This window comes from Croceicoccus sediminis, assembly GCF_007570835.1.
Lineage (GTDB): Bacteria > Pseudomonadota > Alphaproteobacteria > Sphingomonadales > Sphingomonadaceae > Croceicoccus > Croceicoccus sediminis.
Map to the genome: position 1 here is coordinate 132,780 of NZ_SUNC01000003.1, position 18,372 is coordinate 151,151.

At 62.9% G+C, this 18,372-nt stretch carries 14 protein-coding genes; 4 read left to right on the plus strand and 10 right to left on the minus strand.

Translation table 11 applies throughout. The features are described from left to right. Positions 1 to 21: 21 nt before the first annotated feature. From FAX90_RS11345 to FAX90_RS11390, 10 genes are all read right to left on the minus strand, one after another. On the minus strand, positions 22 to 2,220 hold the full coding sequence (locus FAX90_RS11345; protein WP_144097535.1) for a TonB-dependent receptor: 2,199 nt from the start codon (positions 2,218 to 2,220) through the stop codon (positions 22 to 24). A gap of 439 nt (positions 2,221 to 2,659) precedes the next feature. After that, positions 2,660 to 3,199: a flavin reductase family protein gene (locus tag FAX90_RS11350; protein ID WP_420810974.1), complete on the minus strand. Its 540-nt coding sequence runs from the start codon at positions 3,197 to 3,199 to the stop codon at positions 2,660 to 2,662. Next, entirely contained in the window at positions 3,199 to 4,242 is a 1,044-nt protein-coding gene (gene leuB / locus FAX90_RS11355) for a 3-isopropylmalate dehydrogenase (RefSeq protein WP_144097536.1), read from the minus strand. Before leuB ends, FAX90_RS11350 begins: the two co-directional genes overlap by 1 nt. Positions 4,243 to 4,271: 29 nt before the next feature. Then, positions 4,272 to 4,850, minus strand: coding sequence for a 3-isopropylmalate dehydratase small subunit (gene leuD, locus FAX90_RS11360; protein WP_144097537.1), 579 nt, complete (start codon positions 4,848 to 4,850; stop codon positions 4,272 to 4,274). Beyond that, positions 4,847 to 6,295: a 3-isopropylmalate dehydratase large subunit gene (leuC, locus tag FAX90_RS11365; RefSeq protein ID WP_144097538.1), complete on the minus strand. Its 1,449-nt coding sequence runs from the start codon at positions 6,293 to 6,295 to the stop codon at positions 4,847 to 4,849. The genes leuD and leuC overlap by 4 nt, the downstream gene beginning before the upstream one ends. Before the next feature lie 15 nt (positions 6,296 to 6,310). Then, positions 6,311 to 7,576 carry a dihydrolipoamide acetyltransferase family protein gene (locus FAX90_RS11370; protein ID WP_144097539.1) on the minus strand — a complete coding sequence of 422 codons (1,266 nt, stop codon included), beginning with the start codon at positions 7,574 to 7,576 and terminating at the stop codon, positions 6,311 to 6,313. 6 nt (positions 7,577 to 7,582) lie between these two features. Then, a complete protein-coding gene (locus FAX90_RS11375; protein ID WP_276612321.1) occupies positions 7,583 to 8,587 on the minus strand; it encodes an alpha-ketoacid dehydrogenase subunit beta in 1,005 nt (334 codons plus the stop codon). An 8-nt stretch (positions 8,588 to 8,595) separates the two neighbouring features. Continuing rightward, positions 8,596 to 9,828, minus strand: coding sequence for a thiamine pyrophosphate-dependent enzyme (locus FAX90_RS11380; protein ID WP_144097541.1), 1,233 nt, complete (start codon positions 9,826 to 9,828; stop codon positions 8,596 to 8,598). Positions 9,829 to 10,021: 193 nt separating this feature from the next. Next, positions 10,022 to 11,215, minus strand: coding sequence for an MFS transporter (locus FAX90_RS11385; protein WP_144097542.1), 1,194 nt, complete (start codon positions 11,213 to 11,215; stop codon positions 10,022 to 10,024). A gap of 54 nt (positions 11,216 to 11,269) precedes the next feature. Beyond that, the gene (locus FAX90_RS11390) at positions 11,270 to 12,187 is read right to left on the minus strand and encodes an AraC family transcriptional regulator (protein ID WP_170234958.1); all 918 of its coding nucleotides are present in this window, start codon (positions 12,185 to 12,187) and stop codon (positions 11,270 to 11,272) included. A gap of 153 nt (positions 12,188 to 12,340) precedes the next feature. On the opposite strand from FAX90_RS11390, the gene FAX90_RS11395 reads away from it, so the two are divergent. The 4 genes from FAX90_RS11395 (at position 12,341) to FAX90_RS11410 (ending at position 18,345) form a co-directional block, all read left to right on the plus strand. Beyond that, positions 12,341 to 12,697 (plus strand): TIGR04076 family protein, encoded by a 357-nt coding sequence (locus FAX90_RS11395; RefSeq protein ID WP_240704874.1) that lies wholly within the window; start codon positions 12,341 to 12,343, stop codon positions 12,695 to 12,697. Between the two features lie 18 nt (positions 12,698 to 12,715). Continuing rightward, positions 12,716 to 13,858 (plus strand): aldo/keto reductase, encoded by a 1,143-nt coding sequence (locus FAX90_RS11400; protein ID WP_144097544.1) that lies wholly within the window; start codon positions 12,716 to 12,718, stop codon positions 13,856 to 13,858. After that, the gene (locus FAX90_RS11405) at positions 13,855 to 15,921 is read left to right on the plus strand and encodes a N,N-dimethylformamidase beta subunit family domain-containing protein (RefSeq protein ID WP_144097545.1); all 2,067 of its coding nucleotides are present in this window, start codon (positions 13,855 to 13,857) and stop codon (positions 15,919 to 15,921) included. The genes FAX90_RS11400 and FAX90_RS11405 overlap by 4 nt, the downstream gene beginning before the upstream one ends. A 105-nt stretch (positions 15,922 to 16,026) precedes the next feature. Then, the gene (locus FAX90_RS11410; protein ID WP_144097546.1) at positions 16,027 to 18,345 is read left to right on the plus strand and encodes a TonB-dependent receptor; all 2,319 of its coding nucleotides are present in this window, start codon (positions 16,027 to 16,029) and stop codon (positions 18,343 to 18,345) included. Positions 18,346 to 18,372: the final 27 nt, after the last annotated feature.

Below are 18,372 nucleotides of genomic sequence, written 5' to 3' on the forward strand. Positions count from 1 at the left end.
CCCGCCGACGCCGATCCATCTTTAGAAATCGTATCCCAGCGTCACGCCGTAAGTACGGGGTGCGGCAGGCTGTGCGATGTCCGTTCCTCCGGACACACCGGCCTGGAACACGTAGTAGTAGGAGTCGGTGAGGTTATTGCCCCAGACCGATACCCGCAGGCCATCGTCGCCTTCCCAGCCGAGCGACGCGGACAGCACCTCGTGCTCCTTCACGAAAAGGCGGTTGTCCAGTTCGTTGTAGGCCTTCCCGGCATAGAGCAGATTGCTGCTCAGCCGGACCGCACCGGCACCGACCGGCTGGCGATATTCAAAACCGATGTTGCCCGAGAATTTCGGAGCATTGGGCAGGCGATTGCCTTTCGCGTTGTACGTCGGATCGCCGCGGTCGTTGAAGCCGCTGGGCAAGCGGTTCGTGTTCGGGGCACCGGGGAAGTCGCCGATCCGCGTGTGCAGATAGCCGCCATTGGCGCGCAGCGTCAGTTCGGGCGTGACCCTGCCACTAAGTTCCGCTTCCAGACCGTAGAGCTTCGCCGACGGCCCGTTCACCGTCTCGACGACACCGGCAACGACGCGCTGGAACTGGATGTTCTCGAACGCATAGTAGAAAGCCGCCGTGTTGAACGTGACGGAACCACCCAAGATCTGGGTTTTCAGACCGGCTTCATAAGCATCCAGCCGTTCCGGCTCATAACCGTCATTGAAGCTCGGCGAAGTGCCGAGGGCGAAACCTCCCGATTTCGTGCCCCGGTTGTAGGAAACATACCCCAGGACTTCGGGATTGAACTGATAGTCCAGCGAAAGCCGCCATGTCGGCTTCTCGAATACTGTGGACTTGGTCTGCTCCGGATCGATGAATATCGACGTGTTCGCCACAGCCAGTGACCCGGTATAGATCACCTTGTCCCGGGTGTACCGGATACCGCCGGTCACGCTGAGCTGGTCGGTCACCGGATATGTCGCCTGGGCAAATGCGGAGATCGATCGCACCTTGCTCAACCCGCGAACATCAACACCTGCATTGGGGTTGAAGAGGGTGGGATCTCCCAAAGGGAAATTCGGGTCGAAAGCAAACCCGGTGATCTGCACAGGATTGGTCGAGGCATTGTAGTTGTAATAGTAGACACCCGCCAGCCACTGGAAATCGGCATCGGAGGGGGCCAGGACGTGAAATTCTTCCGAAATCATGCGGGTGTTGATGACGAAGTCACCTTTGACGATCGGCGCTGGCGAAGCATCCTGATCGATCGCCTGGGTTCCATCGAATTTCTGATAGGCCGCGATATTCCTTATCTGGAAAGAGCCGAAATCATGCGTTGCGGTAAGTGATCCGCCATAGCTCTCACCATTGGAAAACGCATCGACGTTCCCCGCGAAGCGGTATTCGCCGATAAAGTCGCCCACGCCTGCGCCCGGAGGATTCTGCGCCGCGATGTTGTGATGCTTGAAATCCGAATAGTTGCCCGCGAGCGTTATTTCGGTGTCGACACCGGGCGTAAGCAGGATCTTGCCGCGCGCATTGAAATCGCGTGCGTAGTAATCGTCCGTTCCCAGCGTGATGTTCTTGCCCCAGCCATCGTTCTGGTTCTGGTACTGAACGGCCAGGTTTGCCGCCACGCTGTCGCTCAGGCCGCCCGAAACATAGGCGTTCGCACCCACCGTTTCGTAATTGCCATAGCTGACGGCAAAGTTCATTTCGGGATTGAAGCTGGGCGCCTTCGTGACGACCTGCACCACGCCACCTGTCGCATTGCGGCCAAACAAGGTGCCCTGCGGCCCCTTCAGCACTTCGATACGCTCGACACCGTTGAACTCGAAGACGTTGGCGTAGATGGACGGCTGGTAGACACCGTCGACATAGATCGCGACCGAGCTTTCGGCGGCGATGTCGGCAGACGCCGTTCCGATCCCGCGCAGGAACGGGCTGGCCGTGCCGACCGACCTGTTGACGACCAGGTTCGGCACAACGGACTGCAGCTGAGACGTGCCGGAAACGCCGGTATTCTCAAGGGTCGATCCACCGATCGCGCTGATGGTGATCGGCACGTCCTGAAGACGCTGCTCGCGCCTTTGGGCAGTGACGATGATGTCGCCCATCATCGAAGGGGCCGGCTCGCTGGCCGTGGTATCGGCCTGCGGTTCATCGGCGGTCTGTGCCGCGACGGGCTGCGCCAGAACGGTAAGGGCCGCAGCCCCGCACAACAGTGAAAGTCTTACCTTCATTTCAATGCCCTCATCCCAATGAGATTGATTTTTTGTCAGAGAAAACAATTACCTGATCCGACTTTGGACTGACCTGTCGGCGCAGAAGTTTCCCATACTTATCGCCGGGAGCGATATTATACGGGTATTAATTTGTCAACGCACCTGCGGCGGATATTCGGCCATTCCGAAGAACCTTTTTCGCCAGTCGCTATTTCAGGATTCGTTGCCATTCCCGCGTAACCGCATCGTGGCCACCGAACATGTTGCGCACGCTCGACCGGTTGCAATCGATCGGGTGCTCCCGGGTTTTCCTCTCCTCCTGTCGTCCTGCCACGAACCGTATCGGTCGGCAGTTTCTTTCCTTTGCCGGGCGGTTGGCTATGACCACTCCGGAACCCTCAAATAATACATGTATTAAATATAGGCCGAGCGCAACCTTCTTGTTCCGCTCCGGGCTCTACTCCGTGAGGCCCTCTATCTTGTGATACCCGCCGCCAAAGAAGAGGAGCGGCAGGCCATCGCTCTCTTTCTTGAGCTGCTCCACGCGCCCGACCACGAGCAGGTGATCGCCGACCTCGTGGGTGAATTCGATGACGCAGTCGATCCAGGCCAGCACGTCATCGAGAACCGGCTGTTCGGCCGGGCTCGACCTGTGGCTCAACCCGGCGAACTTGTCTGGTGCGCTGGCGGCAAAACGCTTGCAATATTCGAGCTGGTGATCGCCCAGCACGCTGACGCAGAACCGACCGACCTTGGCAATTTCCTGCCAGCTTGACGAAGTCTTCGCCGGGTAGAACCCCACCAGCGGCGGATCGAGCGAGATGGACGAGAACGAGCCGACGACCATCGCGTGCCTGCGTCCGTCCTCGCCTTGCGCACAGATCACGCAGACCCCGGTCGGATAGGCCGAGAGGACTTCGCGGAAATAGCGGGGGTCGATCATCGCGTTCGGTTCTCCATCGCGTCCTGCACTGTCGAGGCTGTCGGTCGCGCCCATCAAAGCGCCGCCAGGACGGCATCGCCCATCTGGCTTGTCGTGAATGCACCGCCCAGGTCCGGCGTGCGGGCCCCGCCTTCCAGCGCCTTTGCCACTGCCGCCTCGATGCGGTCCGCCTCCTCGCCCATCGACAGCGAGTAGCGCAGCATCATGGCCGCCGACAGGATCGTGGCGAGCGGGTTGGCCTTGCCCTGCCCGGCGATATCGGGGGCCGATCCGTGGATGGGTTCGTAAAGTCCCTTCTGCGTCGCATCGAGCGAGGCGGACGGTAGCATGCCGATCGAACCTGCACACATCGAGGCAAGGTCAGACAGAATGTCGCCGAACAGGTTGCCGGTAACGATCACGTCGAACTGACCGGGGTTGCGCACCAGCTGCATCGCGGCATTGTCGACGTACATGTGGCTAAGCTCGATATCGGGATACTCGGCCGAGATTTCGATGACGACATCGCGCCACAGCTGCGAGGTTTCGAGCACGTTGGCCTTGTCGACGCTGCACAGCTTTTTGCGCCGGGCGCGCGCGGTTTCGAAACCGGCGCGGGCAATGCGGGCGACCTCGTCCTCGTCATAGGACATGATGTCATAGCCCTCGCGGCGGCCCGACGCGGTCTTGCGCATACCCTTTTCGCCGAAATAGACGTCCCCGCCCAGTTCGCGCACGATCACCATGTCGATCGCCTGCGCCACTTCGGGCCGCAACGCGGAGGCATCGGCCAGTTCCTTGAACAGCGTCGCGGGCCGCAGGTTGGCGAAAAAGCCCAGTTCCTTGCGAAGGCCCAGGATCGCCTGTTCGGGCCGCAAGTGACGCTCCAGCCGGTCGCAATCGGGATCGCCAACCGCGCCGAACAGGATCGCGTCCGCACGCCGTGCGATGTCGAGCGTTTCGGGCGGCAGCGGATGTCCCGATGCCTTGTACGCCGCACCGCCGACCGCGCCGGTTTCGAAACTCAGCCGGTCGCCCGTCACCTTTTCGAGAACGCGGACCGCCTCGGCAATGACTTCGGGACCGATCCCGTCGCCGGGCAGCAGTGCAATCAACATCTCTTGGTCCTTTTCATTCATGTCTATGTTCACAGCCAGGGCCGGTCGCAGGCCATTGCCGTCTCGAATTCGGCAATCGCGGCGTCTTCGGACAGCGTCATGCCGATCTCGTCGAGACCGCCGATCAGGCAATGCTTGCGGAATGGGTCGATCTCGAATTCGAAGCGATCCTGAAACGGCGTCGTCACCGTCTGCGCTTCGAGGTCGATCCTGATCGGGTCGGTCTTCGCGACTTCGAGCAGCCGGTCCACCACCTCCTGCGACAGCACGACGGTGAGAATTCCGTTCTTGAAGGCATTGCCCGAAAAGATGTCCGAAAAACTCGGCGCGATGACCGCGACGATGCCCATGTCGGTGAGCGCCCAGGCCGCGTGTTCCCGGCTGGATCCGCAACCGAAGTTGTCGCCCGCGATCAGGATGTTGGCCCTGGCGAATGCAGGATCGTCGAAGATGTTGCCGGGCTGCGCACGGATCGTCTCGAACGCCCCCTGGCCCAGCCCCTTGCGGGTAATGGTCTTGAGATACTGCGCGGAAATGATCACGTCGGTATCGACGTTCTTGAGGCCGAGCGGGATGGCCCGCCCCTCGACGACCTGGATCGGCTTCATGCGTTCTCTCCCAGGGGAGCAAGGTCGCGGACATCGGCGAGATGGCCGGTAACCGCCGCCGCCGCGGCCATGGCCGGGCTGACGAGATGAGTCCGTGACCCCGGTCCCTGCCGTCCGACGAAATTGCGGTTCGATGTAGAGGCGCAGCGTTCGCCCGGCGGCACCTTGTCGGGGTTCATGGCAAGGCACATCGAACATCCCGGCTCGCGCCATTCGAACCCGGCATCGATGAACAAGCGGTCCAGCCCCTCTGCCTCGGCCTGACGCTTGACGAGGCCGGAGCCGGGCACGATCAGCGCCTGCCGCACGTTGGCGGCGATCCTGCGGCCCTTCACCACCGCTGCAGCGGCGCGCAAATCCTCGATCCGGCTGTTGGTGCAACTGCCGATGAAGATATTCTCGACCGGGATTTCCTGCATCGGCGTACCGGGGGCCAGGTCCATGTATTCGAGCGACTTCTGCGCCGCCGCCCGCTTCGACGGATCGGCAAAGCTGGCCGGGTCGGGCACGACGCCGGTGATCGGCACCACGTCCTCGGGGCTGGTCCCCCATGTCAGGCACGGTGCGATATCGGCCGCGTCGATTACGACGACCTTGTCGTATTGCGCGCCCGGATCGGTGGGCAGCGTCTTCCACCAGGCCAGCGCCTTGTCCCACTTGTCGCCCGTGGGCGCCATCGGCCGTCCGCGCAGATAGGCGAACGTCGTCTCGTCCGGCGCGATCAGACCGGCGCGGGCACCGGCCTCGATCGACATGTTGGCAACCGTCAGCCGCCCCTCGATCGACATCTCGCGAAAGACGTTGCCCGTATATTCGATGACATGGCCGTTGCCGCCTGCCGCGCCGATCACGCCGATCACGTGCAGGATCACGTCCTTGGGCGTCACGCCCAGGCCAAGCACACCGTCGACGCGCACTTCCATCGTCTTCGACGGGGCGAGCAACAGCGTCTGTGTCGCCATGACATGTTCGACCTCGCTGGTGCCGATGCCGAACGCCAGCGCGCCCAGCCCGCCATGCGCGGAAGTATGGCTGTCGCCGCAGACGATAGTGGCACCGGGCAGCGAGAAACCCTGCTCCGGCCCCACGACGTGGACGATGCCCTGTTCCGCCGCAACGGCATCGATATAGCGCACGCCGAAGGCAGGCGCGTTCGCTTCCAGAGCGGCGAGCTGCGTTGCCGATTGCGCGTCAGCGATGGGAATGCGTTTGCCATCCGCGTCCAGCCGCGCTGTCGTGGGCAGGTTGTGATCGGGAACCGCCAGCGTCAGGTCGGGACGGCGCAGCTTGCGCCCGGCAAGGCGCAGACCTTCGAAGGCCTGCGCGCTGGTCACCTCGTGAACGAGATGGCGGTCGATGTAGATCAGGCACGTGCCGTCATCGCGGCGCTGGACGACATGCGCGTCCCAGATCTTTTCGTAGAGCGTGCGGGGCTTGTCGGACATGGGCATGCCTTCCAGTCAATCGGCCAGCAGCAGCGCAGGCGTTTCGAGCAGGCGCTTGATAGCCTGGACATAGCTTGCCGCATCCCAGCCATCGACGACGCGGTGATCGCAGCTGATCGACAGGTTCATCAACTTGGCGGCGACGACCTTGTCGCCGCGGAACATGGGCCGCTCCACCACCTTGTTGGGAGCGATGATCGCCACTTCGGGCCGGTTGATGACCGGGGTCGAGGCAATGCCGCCCATCGGGCCGAGCGAGGTGAGTGTCAGAGTCGAGCCTGACAGTTCCTGCGAGGTCGCGTTGCCGCTGCGTGCCGCCTCTGCAAGGCGAACGATCTCGCTCGCCAGCTGCCAGATATTGCGGCTCTCGGCGTTGCGGATCACTGGCACCATCAGCCCGGCATCGGTCTGCGTCGCCATGCCCAGATGGACCGCGCCCGAACGATTCACGATCCCGGCCTCGTCGTCATAGCGGGCGTTGATCATCGGAAAATCGGGTAGCGTCTTGCAGATCGCGGTGATCAGCAACGGCAGCATGGTGAGCTTCGGCTTGGCCCCGCGCGTAGCGTTAAGGTCGGCGCGCAGCTCCTCCAGCTTGGTCACGTCGATCTCGTCGACATAAGTGAAGTGCGGGATATGGCGCTTCGACGCCGCCATGCTTTCCGCGATGCGACGGCGCATGCCGATCACGCGGACCTGCTCGTCCTCTCGCTTGCCGCCGGCGGGACGATAGCCGCCGCCCGCATTGTAGCTCAGAAACGCGTCGAGATCGCCATGACGGACGCGCCCGTCCTCGGCGGGTTTCACGTCGGCGAGATCGATGCCAAGGTCCTTGGCCCGCTTGCGGACAGCAGGCGATGCAAGAACGCGCTGACGCTCGGCCACCGGGGCCGGATCGGGTGCAGGTTCCGGCTCGGGCTTGGGCTCGGGCTCGGGCTTGGCTTCGACGGGTTCGGGAACCGGGTCGGGCTCCTTAACCTCTGCCGGTGCGGCAGGTGCTTCGGGCGCAGGCTCTGGCTCCGGCTGGGCGTCGACGTCGCCTTCGACTTCCAGTTCTGCGAGGATGGAGCCGATCGCGAGCATTTCACCCACCTCGCCCGAAAGCCGGGTGATCCGGCCCGTCACCGGCGAAGTCATCTCGACCGTCGCCTTGTCGGTCATCAGGTCGGCCAGCGGCGCGTCTTCCTCGACCATGTCGCCCACCGCGACGTGCCAGGAGACGATCTCCGCCTCTGCGATGCCTTCTCCGATGTCGGGAAGCTTGAAGCTAAAGGTGCCCATGGCCGATCAATCCTGCATGACTTTGTGAAGCGCGGTCGCAAGGCGCTTTGGTCCGGGGAAATAGTCCCATTCGAATGCGTGGGGGTACGGCGTGTCCCAGCCGGCCACGCGTTCCACCGGCGCTTCCAGCCAATGGAAGCAGCGTTCCTGCACCAGGGCCGTAAGCTCGCCGCCGAAACCGCCGTATCGGGACGCTTCGTGAAGGATCACGCAGCGCCCGGTCTTCTTCACCGATTCGACGATCGTATCGATGTCGAGCGGCACGATGGAGCGCAGGTCGATCAATTCGGCATCGACGCCGCTGTCCTCTATTCCCGCCAGCGCGACGTGAACCATCGTGCCGTATGCCAGCACGGTCACCGCCTCGCCTTCGCGGACGACGGCGGCCTTGCCCAGCGGCACGGTATAGTGCCCCTCGGGCACTTCGGCATCGGGATGTCCGGCCCAGGGCTTCACCTGCTGATCGTGACGCCCGTCGAACGGCCCGTTGTAAAGCCGCTTGGGTTCAAGGAAGATGACCGGGTCGTTGCATTCTATCGAAGAGATCAGCAGCCCCTTGGCATCGTAGGGGTTGGACGGGATCACCGTCTTCAATCCCGTGATATGCGCAAAGATCGCCTCCGGGCTCTGGCTATGGGTCTGTCCGCCGAAGATGCCGCCGCCATAGGGCGAACGCACGGTGATCGGGGCCCAGAATTCGCCGCCAGAGCGGTAACGCAGTCGCGCCGCCTCGGACACGAGCTGGTCGAACGCGGGCAGGATGTAGTCGGCAAACTGGATTTCGGGCACCGGCCTCAGGCCATAGGCACCCATGCCGATGGCGGTCGCGATAATGCCGCCTTCCGAAATCGGCGCGTCGAAACAACGCTTCAGGCCATGCTTTTCCTGCAACTTGTCGGTCACCCGGAAGACGCCGCCGAAATAGCCGACATCCTCGCCGAAGATCAGCACCTTGGGGTCACGCTCCAGCATGACGTCGAGCGCGGAATTAAGCGCCTGGATCATGTTCATTGAGGGCATTACAAACCCTCCACTTCGCGGCGCTGTTCAATCAGGCGCCAATCGGGTTCCTCGAACACGCCTTCGAACATCTGTTCGACCGGGGGTTTCGATTTGCCCAGGGTGCCGATCTTCTCAGCCTCCTTCACGGCGGCGCGCACCGCGGTATCGAGCTCTGCCGCCAGCGCAGCGTGTCGTTCCTCGTCCCATGCGCCGATCGCGATCAGGTGACGCTTCAGACGGTCGAGCGGATCGCCCAGTGGCCAGGCGGACGGCTCGTCGGCGGGGCGATACTTGGTCGGGTCGTCCGAAGTCGAATGCCCCTCGGCGCGATAAGTGAAAAACTCGATCAGCGTCGCGCCGCGGTTGCTGCGGGCCCGTTCGGCCGCCCATTCGGTCGCTGCCCAGACAGCGAGGAAATCGTTACCGTCGACGCGCAGGCCGGGAATGCCGTAACCGATCGCCTTGGCCGCGAAAGTCGTCTCGTCAGCCCCTGCAATCCCGGCATGGGAAGAAATCGCGTACTGGTTGTTCGTGACGCACAGGATGACCGGCGCATGATAGACCGAGGCGAAAGTCAGGGCCTCGTGAAAGTCGCCCTCGGCCGTGGTCCCCTCGCCGATATACGCCAGCGCGATCTTGTCGTCTTCGGAATAGGCCGACGCCATGGCCCAACCCACCGCGTGGCCGAACCGGCTGCCCACGTTGCCGGACAGCGAGTAGAACCCGTAGTCGCGCGCGGAATAGAGGATCGGCAGCTGCCGCCCCTGAAGCGGGTCTTCGGCGTTGTTGAAAATCTGGTTCACCAGGTCTTTCAGCGGATAGCCCCGCGCCATGAGCCAGCTGAGAACGCGATAAGTGGGAAAGCTCATGTCCCCCTCGTCAAGCGCCAGAGACTGGGCAGCGCCGATCGCCTCTTCCCCGGTGGACTTCATGTAGAAGCTGGTCTTGCCCTGACGGTGTGCGCGGAACAGGCGATCATCGAACGTGCGCGTCAACATCATGGCGCGCAGACCCGCGATCATCGTGTCGGTCGACAACTTCGGGTCCCAGGGCCCAACGGCAGCGTCCTGATCGTCGAGTACCCGGATCAGGGTATAGGGGAGATCACGCAACTCGCGCTCCGGCGCGCCGATATCGGGGCAGCGGACTGCTCCGGCAGCCGGAATCTCGAAATGTTCGAAGCCAGGTCGCTCACCGGGGCGCGCATTCGGCTCCGGCACGTACAGGCTTAGCTTGGCACGGTTTGACATCACCTCTCCTCCACCGCGACGATAGCGGACGAGGGGTAGGAGAGATTTTTCCCATTTATTCCGATTCGGAAATTAATTGGGACAGGTATTTCGCAAAACGCGCGATTTGAGGATGGAATTACGGATGTGTCCTCAGGGCGGTTTGCTCAGCCTAATGCCGAAGCGCGTCTGTCCATTGCATTTCGCGGACCGATCACGCGGCCAGCCCTTCCGTTTTCGCCGCGTGATGCTGGCGACTGCGCAGGGCATAGATCCCGGCAATCGCGGTCGAGGCGAATAGCGCGGACGCGACGACCAGCACTGTCGGAAATCCAAAACTGGCAGCAAGCGGCGCCGCCAGCGCGGGGCCGGCGGCCAGGCCGATCATTTGCACGGCGGCAGCCCGCTGTACCGTCTTGCCGCTGGTATCGGCAACTGCGGCCATCGCCATCAGCAACGGCGTGAGCAGGTTCGCGGCAAAGTTGAAGACCGTGACCCCCGCCCCGTAGCCGACCGCCGAAGCGCCGCCCAGCAGGGCGAGCAGCGGGAGGAACGAGGCAAGCGAACCCACGATCAGGAACGTGGACTGCGAATATCGCCCGCCCAGCCACGCCAGGCAGAACGCGCCCCCGATACCGGCCAGTTGGGCCACCATCAGCCCGTTGGCCACCGCCTGTTCCGCGATACCGAAGGATAGTCCGATGAGGCTGAGGAATGCCCAGACAAAGCCCTGACCAAGGAAGAACAGCCCCCCGGCGATCAGCACGGGCACCGGCCGCATGCGGGCACTTTCCATCGGCGCTTCTGCGGCAAGCTCGCCATGGGCCGTCACTGCCGAGTGTCCGGACGTGGGCAGGCGCATGGCCATCGGGATTGCGACGAGATTGAGCGCCGCCAGCACGGCCATGATCCCGCCAAGACCGATCAGGGCATCGGCGGTCGGCAGGACGAAGACGCCTGCCGCGCCATAGACAAGGACGAGGCTGATCAATCGCCCGAAATCGCGATCGGCATTGCTCGACAGGCCCACGACCGAATAGCCGATGGAGATCAGGAAACCGCAACCGAAGCCGGCGACGGTTCTGGACGCCAGGAACAGCGCCGGATCAGTGATGAACACGGAGGCGAGGTTTCCGGCCAGGGCCAGCGCCGCGCCTGCCACGGCCGTTTTCGGCCAAGACCAGCGCGTCCCGACGAATGCCAGAAGGATCGTAGCCGCAGCGATTCCCGCCATCTCACCCGATGCGATGTATCCGGCCCAGTCCTCCGTCAGGTTCAGCCGCCCTGCGATGATCGCGATAAGGCCGGGCTGGATGATGAACACCTGCATGCCGACGACGACGAGAAACATTCCCAGGAGCGTCAGGCCCCGCGGGATTTCGCGAACTTCGGGGTTATTCGTCGTCATGGCGTCTATCTGAATTTCCTGTGGCTGAATTTCCGGTGGGGCGCGCCCGCCTGCTCAGTTGAGCATGAGCTTGCGGTACTCTCGCGGCGTAATTCCGTGGCGGGCGCGGAAGACCTGGGCAAAATGAGCCTGGCTGTTGAAACCGCATCGCGCGGAGATCTCTCCGATCGGCAAGCCGCTTTGCGCAAGCAGGTCGGCAGCATGCTGCAGCCGCCTCTCGGTCAGGTAGGCATAGGGGGTCTGACCGGTGCGATTTCGAAAGAGACGCAGGAAGTGCGATTTGCTCACCCCCGCGATCTCGGCAAGATCGTCCAGGCTGATGTTCCGGTCCATCCTGGCTTCGACGAATTCCTGGACCCGCCGCGTCTGCGGTAGCGACAACTGGCTGGTCGGGACCGGGTCGGCGCGCAGGATCGCGCCGGACAGGCCAAGGACATAGACGATGATGTGATTGGTAAGCGTTTCGCGCAGAAGCGCGGAGTGGGTGTGCGCGCTGTTTCCCGAAGCGACGAGCGAGCGGAGCAGGAAACTGAGACCCGTGTCCTTCAGTTGGAGCAGCGGGCTGAGATTGATTTCACTCCCGCGCGCACGATGCATTTCGTACCAGGTCGATTGCAGCAGTTCCTTGGGCAGGTAGACATCGACGATATCGAGCGGCTTGCCCATCCAGTGCCAGTTGCAGGGCGCCCCGGCGGGCGTAAGGGTCAGGGTGTCGTCGCGCAGCTTTGCGTGCTGCCACTTGCCGTCGATCTCCCGCTCAATGGTGCCATCGGCATCGATCTCGAGGCTTATGACAGGGTCATCCGAGTGGTCGGACATCGTCTCCGTCCGTTCGGGCAGGCGGTGCAGGAACCAGCTTACCGAACGGCGTCTGTCGTCGGTAAACGAGGTCTTCTGCTCGAAGCCTGCGGGAAGGCCGCGATACCAGTCGAATCCCTGGTGATGCGTGCATTGCATGTGGGTCACCCTCATGTCGTACGCCATTGTTCACGTGAATTATCGGCAATTATGAAAGATTAGCAACAATCTTATAAAATTGGCGATGGAGCGTGAGAATTATATCACGCCCTCCCATAGCGTCTGCCTTCAACCGAAAATCCTGTCGCCACCGAAAAGGATGCAGACTTGGAGCAGAACGAGCCGCAAGACGGTTACCCGCTTTACGACCTGAGGGTCGAGGTAGAGCAGGCCGAAGGGGTGCCGATGATTTGTCGGCATCATGTCGGTGACTGGTTCACGGTGACTGACGACGACCTGATCACGATGGGCCCCGGCGTGCGTTTCCCGATGTATTCGCTGGCTGCGATCCTTCCGATCCTGCCGGCCAAACAGCGCGAACTGCACCCCAACGACTGGATGCTGAGCGACGCGGTGATCGCCTGTCCCGATCCGCATTGCGGAGGGCGTTTCCGCATCCGCCGCCTCGACCGGCGCATGCAAAGCCATGCCGAGAACTCCGCCCTTCCGACCGGCGAACAGTAAACAAGGAACCTCGTGACAATGACCGTACCACGCATAGACCTGAGGGCGGATTTCTCCACTCCGCGCATCATCAAGGGCAACTGGCAGATCGCCGACGATCACAGCCCCTCGGTCGATGACAACGAAGCCATGTACACGCACATGGTCGAACATCTCGATGCCGGGATTACCGCTTATGACTGCGGCGACATCTATTACGGCGTCGAGGAAAGGATCGGCCGCTTCATCGCCCGCCTTCGCGAAGAGCGCGGCGCATCTGCCGCCGATGCGGTGGCGGTGCATACCAAGTACGTGCCGGCTTTCCTGCAGGAGGACGAACTTCGCGCCCACGGGCGGCAGAACGTCGTCGATATCATCGACCGTTCGCTCAAGCGGCTGAACGTCGAGCGTCTCGATCTCGTCCAGCTGCACTGGTGGAACTATGACATCCCCGGCGGCGTCGAAACCGCGCTCTGGCTGCAGGAGCTTCAGAAGGACGGCAAGATCCACCACATCGGCGCGACGAACTACAACGTCGTCGAACTGGCCAAGCTGGTCGATGCAGGCGTCGATATCGTTTCGAACCAGGTGCAGTATTCGCTGACCGACCGGCGCGCTATGAACGGGATGGCCGACTACTGCCAGGCCAACGACATCGGGCTGATGTGTTACGGCACGATCGCAGGCGGCCTGCTGAGCGAGAAATGGCTGGGCATCGCGGATCCGGGCAAGCCCGCGTTCGAGAATGTCTCGCTCGACAAATACTATCGCATCATCGTCGATTTCGGCGGCTGGGCACTGTACCAAGAACTGCTTTCGGCGCTGTCGACGATCGCCAGGCGTCACGGCGTCGGGATCGCCGCGGTTGCCAGCCGCTTCGTCCTAGACCAGCCCGGCGTTGCCGCCGTGATCATGGGATCGCGCCATTCCCGCCACCTTGCGGCCAATCTGTCGGTGTTCGATTTCGACCTGACGAGCGAAGACCTTGCACTGATCGAACCGATCCTGGCCCGTTCAACCGGCCCCGCCGGTGACTGCTACGACCTCGACCGCGAAGAAAACCGCGACGCCGACGAAGACGTCTCGACCGAATATTTCGACGTCGAGGATGGCAAGCTCGTCGTGAAGCAGCGTCCGGTTCTGACCGTTGCCGAACCCTATGGACACCACGTGAAATCATGAACGAAGCGCGCATCACAGGATATACCAGTAGCCTGCACGTCGCCCCCGGCGGCCGGATCGGTGCGCACCTTCATGCCCCGGGCGCGGTTCGGGTCAGGCTTGTCGAACTGACAGCCGACCCGGCCCGCCGCTCTACGGTACCGAGCGAGATAGAGGGAAGCTTCACACCCGGAATGCCGTCCGTCGCCGTGGGTAGCTGCATGACCGTCGATGCGGGCGTACCGCCCCCTCAGGCCCCTCGCATTTCGCTTTCGGTCTGGCCGACAAGGCCGGCGCGCGGGGATCGGCAAGGCATCATCTCGTGGGGTGAGGGGCACGGCCTGTTCCTCGATGCCGAGGGCCATTTGGAAGCAGAATGGCGCGGACAGCGGGTGCGCAGCGCGACACCCCTCCCCTCGCTCCGTTGGACCCATTGCGAGATGCGGTTCGCGAACGAAAGCCTTCATCTGTCAGCACAGACCGACGATGGCTACATCAGCCGCGAATGCAGCTTCCCGGCGGTAAGCGCGGTCCCGCTTCAAGAGGCCGGACCGTTCTGCCTTGCCGCCATCGCGGCAGGTGACGCACGCATTGGCCATTACGACGGCAAGATCGCGCGTCCCCGCATCGACGATGGCGACAGGCCGGTCGCCCGTTGGGAACTGGGCCGCGCCCCGGCATCGCGCATCGTCCACGACGCCGGACCGGATGGCCGCCACGGCACACTGCTCAATCGCCCGCAAAAGGGCATGACAGGCCCCGACTGGCGCGGCAATTCGACCGGATGGGCCGAGGCGCCCGAGGAATACGACGCCATCGCCTTTCACGACGACGACCTGGTCGACGCCGATTGGCCCGAAACGTTTTCGTTCGAGGTTCCGGCGGACCTGCCGCCCGGTACCTATGGCTTTGTGGTTGAGGGGGAGGAAGGCTCCGACTGCCTGCCCTTCTTCGTCACTTCGCCCGAGCCACGCGCGCCTGTCGCGTTCCTTGTGCCGCTATTCAGCTACCTAGCCTACGCCAACGAAAGGCACTGGTGGGGCAGCCCCGACATCGAGGCCATTGCCGGTGCGCCGCTGGACGAGATCGTCGGACCGCTCGAACGCTGGGCCGAAGGGCAAAGGCTCCTCAGCCCCTATGACCGGCACGGTGACAACACCGGTGTCGCCCATGCAGGCCTCCGCCGTCCGCTGGTCAACATGCGGGCCGACTACGTGCACCCCCTGCTGCAGGGACCGCACCAGTTGAGCGGCGATATCCTGATCCTCGACTGGTTGCGCCAGATCGGCCAACCGGTCGACATCGTCACAGATTTCTGCCTGCACGAACGCGGCGCCGACGCGCTGGCCGGATACCGCTGCGTCATGACCGGCAGCCACCCCGAATATGTCAGCGAACAGGTCCTCGACGCCCTGGCCGGACATACTCGGCGCGGCGGCAACATCCTGCACATGGGCGGCAATGCATTCTATGCCGTGACCTCGGTCTTTGCCGAAGAAGGCGACGTCGTCGAAATTCGTCGGGGTTTCGGGGGAACGATCCCCTGGCAATCGGAACCGGGCGAAGCGCGACAGGCGGCCACCGGCGAACTGTCGGGACTGTGGCGCTGGCGCGGGCGATCGGCCCAACGGCTGGTCGGCACGGGGACCAGCGCGGTTTCCTTCGGCAAGGGCAGCGCCTTTCGCCGCACCGATGATGCGACGGCGGACTTCGACTGGATGTTCGAAGGTGTCGGCGACACGGTCGATGCCCATGGCACCCTGTCAGGCGGACCGGCAGGATTCGAAGTCGATTCCTCCCGCCATTCGCTGGGCACGCCGACCGATACCGTCGTCGTCGCCAGTGCCGCCGCGCTGGGCGATCCGGCCTTCCTCGCAATCGAGGACATGATCGCAACCGGCCCGCAGGCCGCGCCGTCGTGCCACCTGACCTATCGCCGCGATCCGTCCGGCGCCCAGACCTTTTCCGCCGCGTCGATAGCATGGTCATCGTGCCTGCTGTCGAATGGCGGCGACAACGACGTGGCCGCGATGACGGCCAATATCCTGAGGAAGTTCCTGGAAGAACGCACAACGCAATCCTGAACGCCCGCACACCTAGGGAGGTGAAACATGGCCTACGAATACAACGCACCAAGATACTTGGGTTTATCTCTTGCAGCCGTCCTTCTGGCCACCAGCGCCCCGGTAATGGCGCAGACGACCGAAGGTAGCGGGACGGACAGCGCACAGACCCGTTCTGGCAAGCTCGACGAGATCGTCGTGACCGCCCGCCGGCGCGAGGAAAACGTGCAATCGACCCCGATCGCCGTTTCGGCCTTCGGCGCAGAAGCGCTGGAAGAGCGCAACATGCAGTCTTCGTCCGACCTGACGAATTTCGTCCCCAACGTGCAGTTCGACAACGCGGCCAGTGAATCGGGCGGCGGCGCGTCGAGCCAGATTTCCATCCGCGGTATCGGGCAGACCGACTATGTCGTGACGGTGGAACCGGGCGTCGGGGTCTACATGGATGGCGTCTATGTCGGCAAATCGATGGGCTCGCTGCTCGACACCGTCGACATCGAACGGATCGAAGTGCTCCGCGGGCCGCAGGGAACGCTGTTCGGCAAGAACACGATCGGCGGCGCGATCCAGCTGTTTTCCAAGCGACCGACCAGCACGCTGGAGGCCGGTGCAGAGCTGACCACCGGTTCGTACAACCGCTTCGATGCCAAGGGCTATATCTCGGGACCGCTGGCCGACACCGTCCGACTGCGCCTGTCGGGCGCCTATCAGAGCCGCGACGGTTTCGTTAAGCGGACCACCCCCGACGGAGAACCCACCGGCGAACGCCAGGGCAACATGAACCGGTTGAGCGGACGTCTCGTGCTCGAAGCCGATCTTTCCGACAATCTCATGGCGACGCTGGCGCTCGACGCGACCCGCATCCGCGAACAGACGCCGGGTTCGATCCTGCTCAAGGCAAACGATGAAGATGGTTTGCCCTACCTGTTCGCCCTGGGCGTTCCGGGAGGCGTCTGCCTACCCGAGGCGGGGGATTCGCGTTTCGACAACCCCTATTGCTACAACAGCCAGTACGTCACCGATCTCGACAGCAAGCGCACCGCGACGTCGGGTCCGAACCAGTCGGACACCGACGTCAAGGGCGGCAGCATCGTGCTGGACTGGAGCGGGGGCGCGGTCGATCTGAAGTCGATCACCGCCTACCGCGACGTTCAGGTCGACATCGGCCAGGATCTCTACAGCTCGCCCTATTTCTTCGGCACGATCGAACAGGACATCGACTGGACGCAGTTCAGCCAGGAATTCCAGGCCAGCGGCGATTTCGCCGATGGCCGGCTGTCCTATGTCGCGGGCCTTTTCTACAGCCATGAAAAGGCGACGCAGTACTTCCCGGTCGACCTCCTGCTGGTTCAGTTCCTCTCGGGCGGCAAAGTGCGCAACGACAGTTACGCCGCGTTCGGCCAGTTCACTTACGAGGCAACCGATGCCCTCTCGCTCACGCTTGGCGCGCGCTACACGATCGATGAACGCCGCTTCAATCCGGGCCTGCAAAAACTGGTCGGATACGATTACGACCCGACGCTCGAGATTCCCGGTTTCGTGAACGTGATCGACGGTGCCTTCGGGGCACCGGGTTCGCCCCTCTTCCCGGCCGGGTGGTACAAGCGGACCAGCAAGTCGTTCACGCCGATGATCACCGCCAGCTATGACTTCACCCCCGACGTCATGGGTTACGCCAGCTATTCCAAGGGCTTCAAGGGCGGCGGCTTCACCATGCGCTACTTCCCGGCGGTGGTACCGGAGCCCGGCACCGATCCCGACGACATCATCTCCTACGCCGGGCCCGAAAAGGCATCTGCGTTCGAAGTCGGCCTGAAGTCCGAACTGTTCGACCGGCGTCTGCGCCTCAACGTTGCCGCGTTCTATACCGACTACAAGGACATCCAGGTCACCTACGTCATCGATCCCGACGGCGAAGGCCCCATCGGCGAATTCGTGCCAGTGCTGGCCAACGCGGGTACGGCCCATATCAAGGGCATCGAGGTAGAAACCAGCTTCGTACCCACGGAATGGCTGCGTATCGACGGAAGCCTTGGCTATATCGATGCAAAGTATGTCAGCTTTACCGAGGACGCGCTGGCCAATTTCCCCAACGCGGAATCGCTGTCCCTGCCCAACACGCCGAAGTGGACCGCCCATGTCGGCGCGACGCTGACCATGTTCGACAACGACAGCGGCCACCTGTTCGCCCGCGGCGACTACAGCTATCGCAGCGGCCAGTACAAGGAGTTCTCGAACGAGCCTTCGCTGTACCAGGAAGCCTATGGCCTGCTGGGTGCCAGCATGACCTACGAGGCCGCATCGCGGGCCTGGCAGCTGACCGTCGGGGGAACGAACCTCACCGACGAGACCTACATCGTGAGCGGCGAGACAAGCTCGGAATATACCCGCGGCTTCGTATCAAGACCGCGTGAATGGTACGCCAGCGTCAAGTTCTCGTTCTGAACCAAAGGCACCGCGCCGCCCATGCGA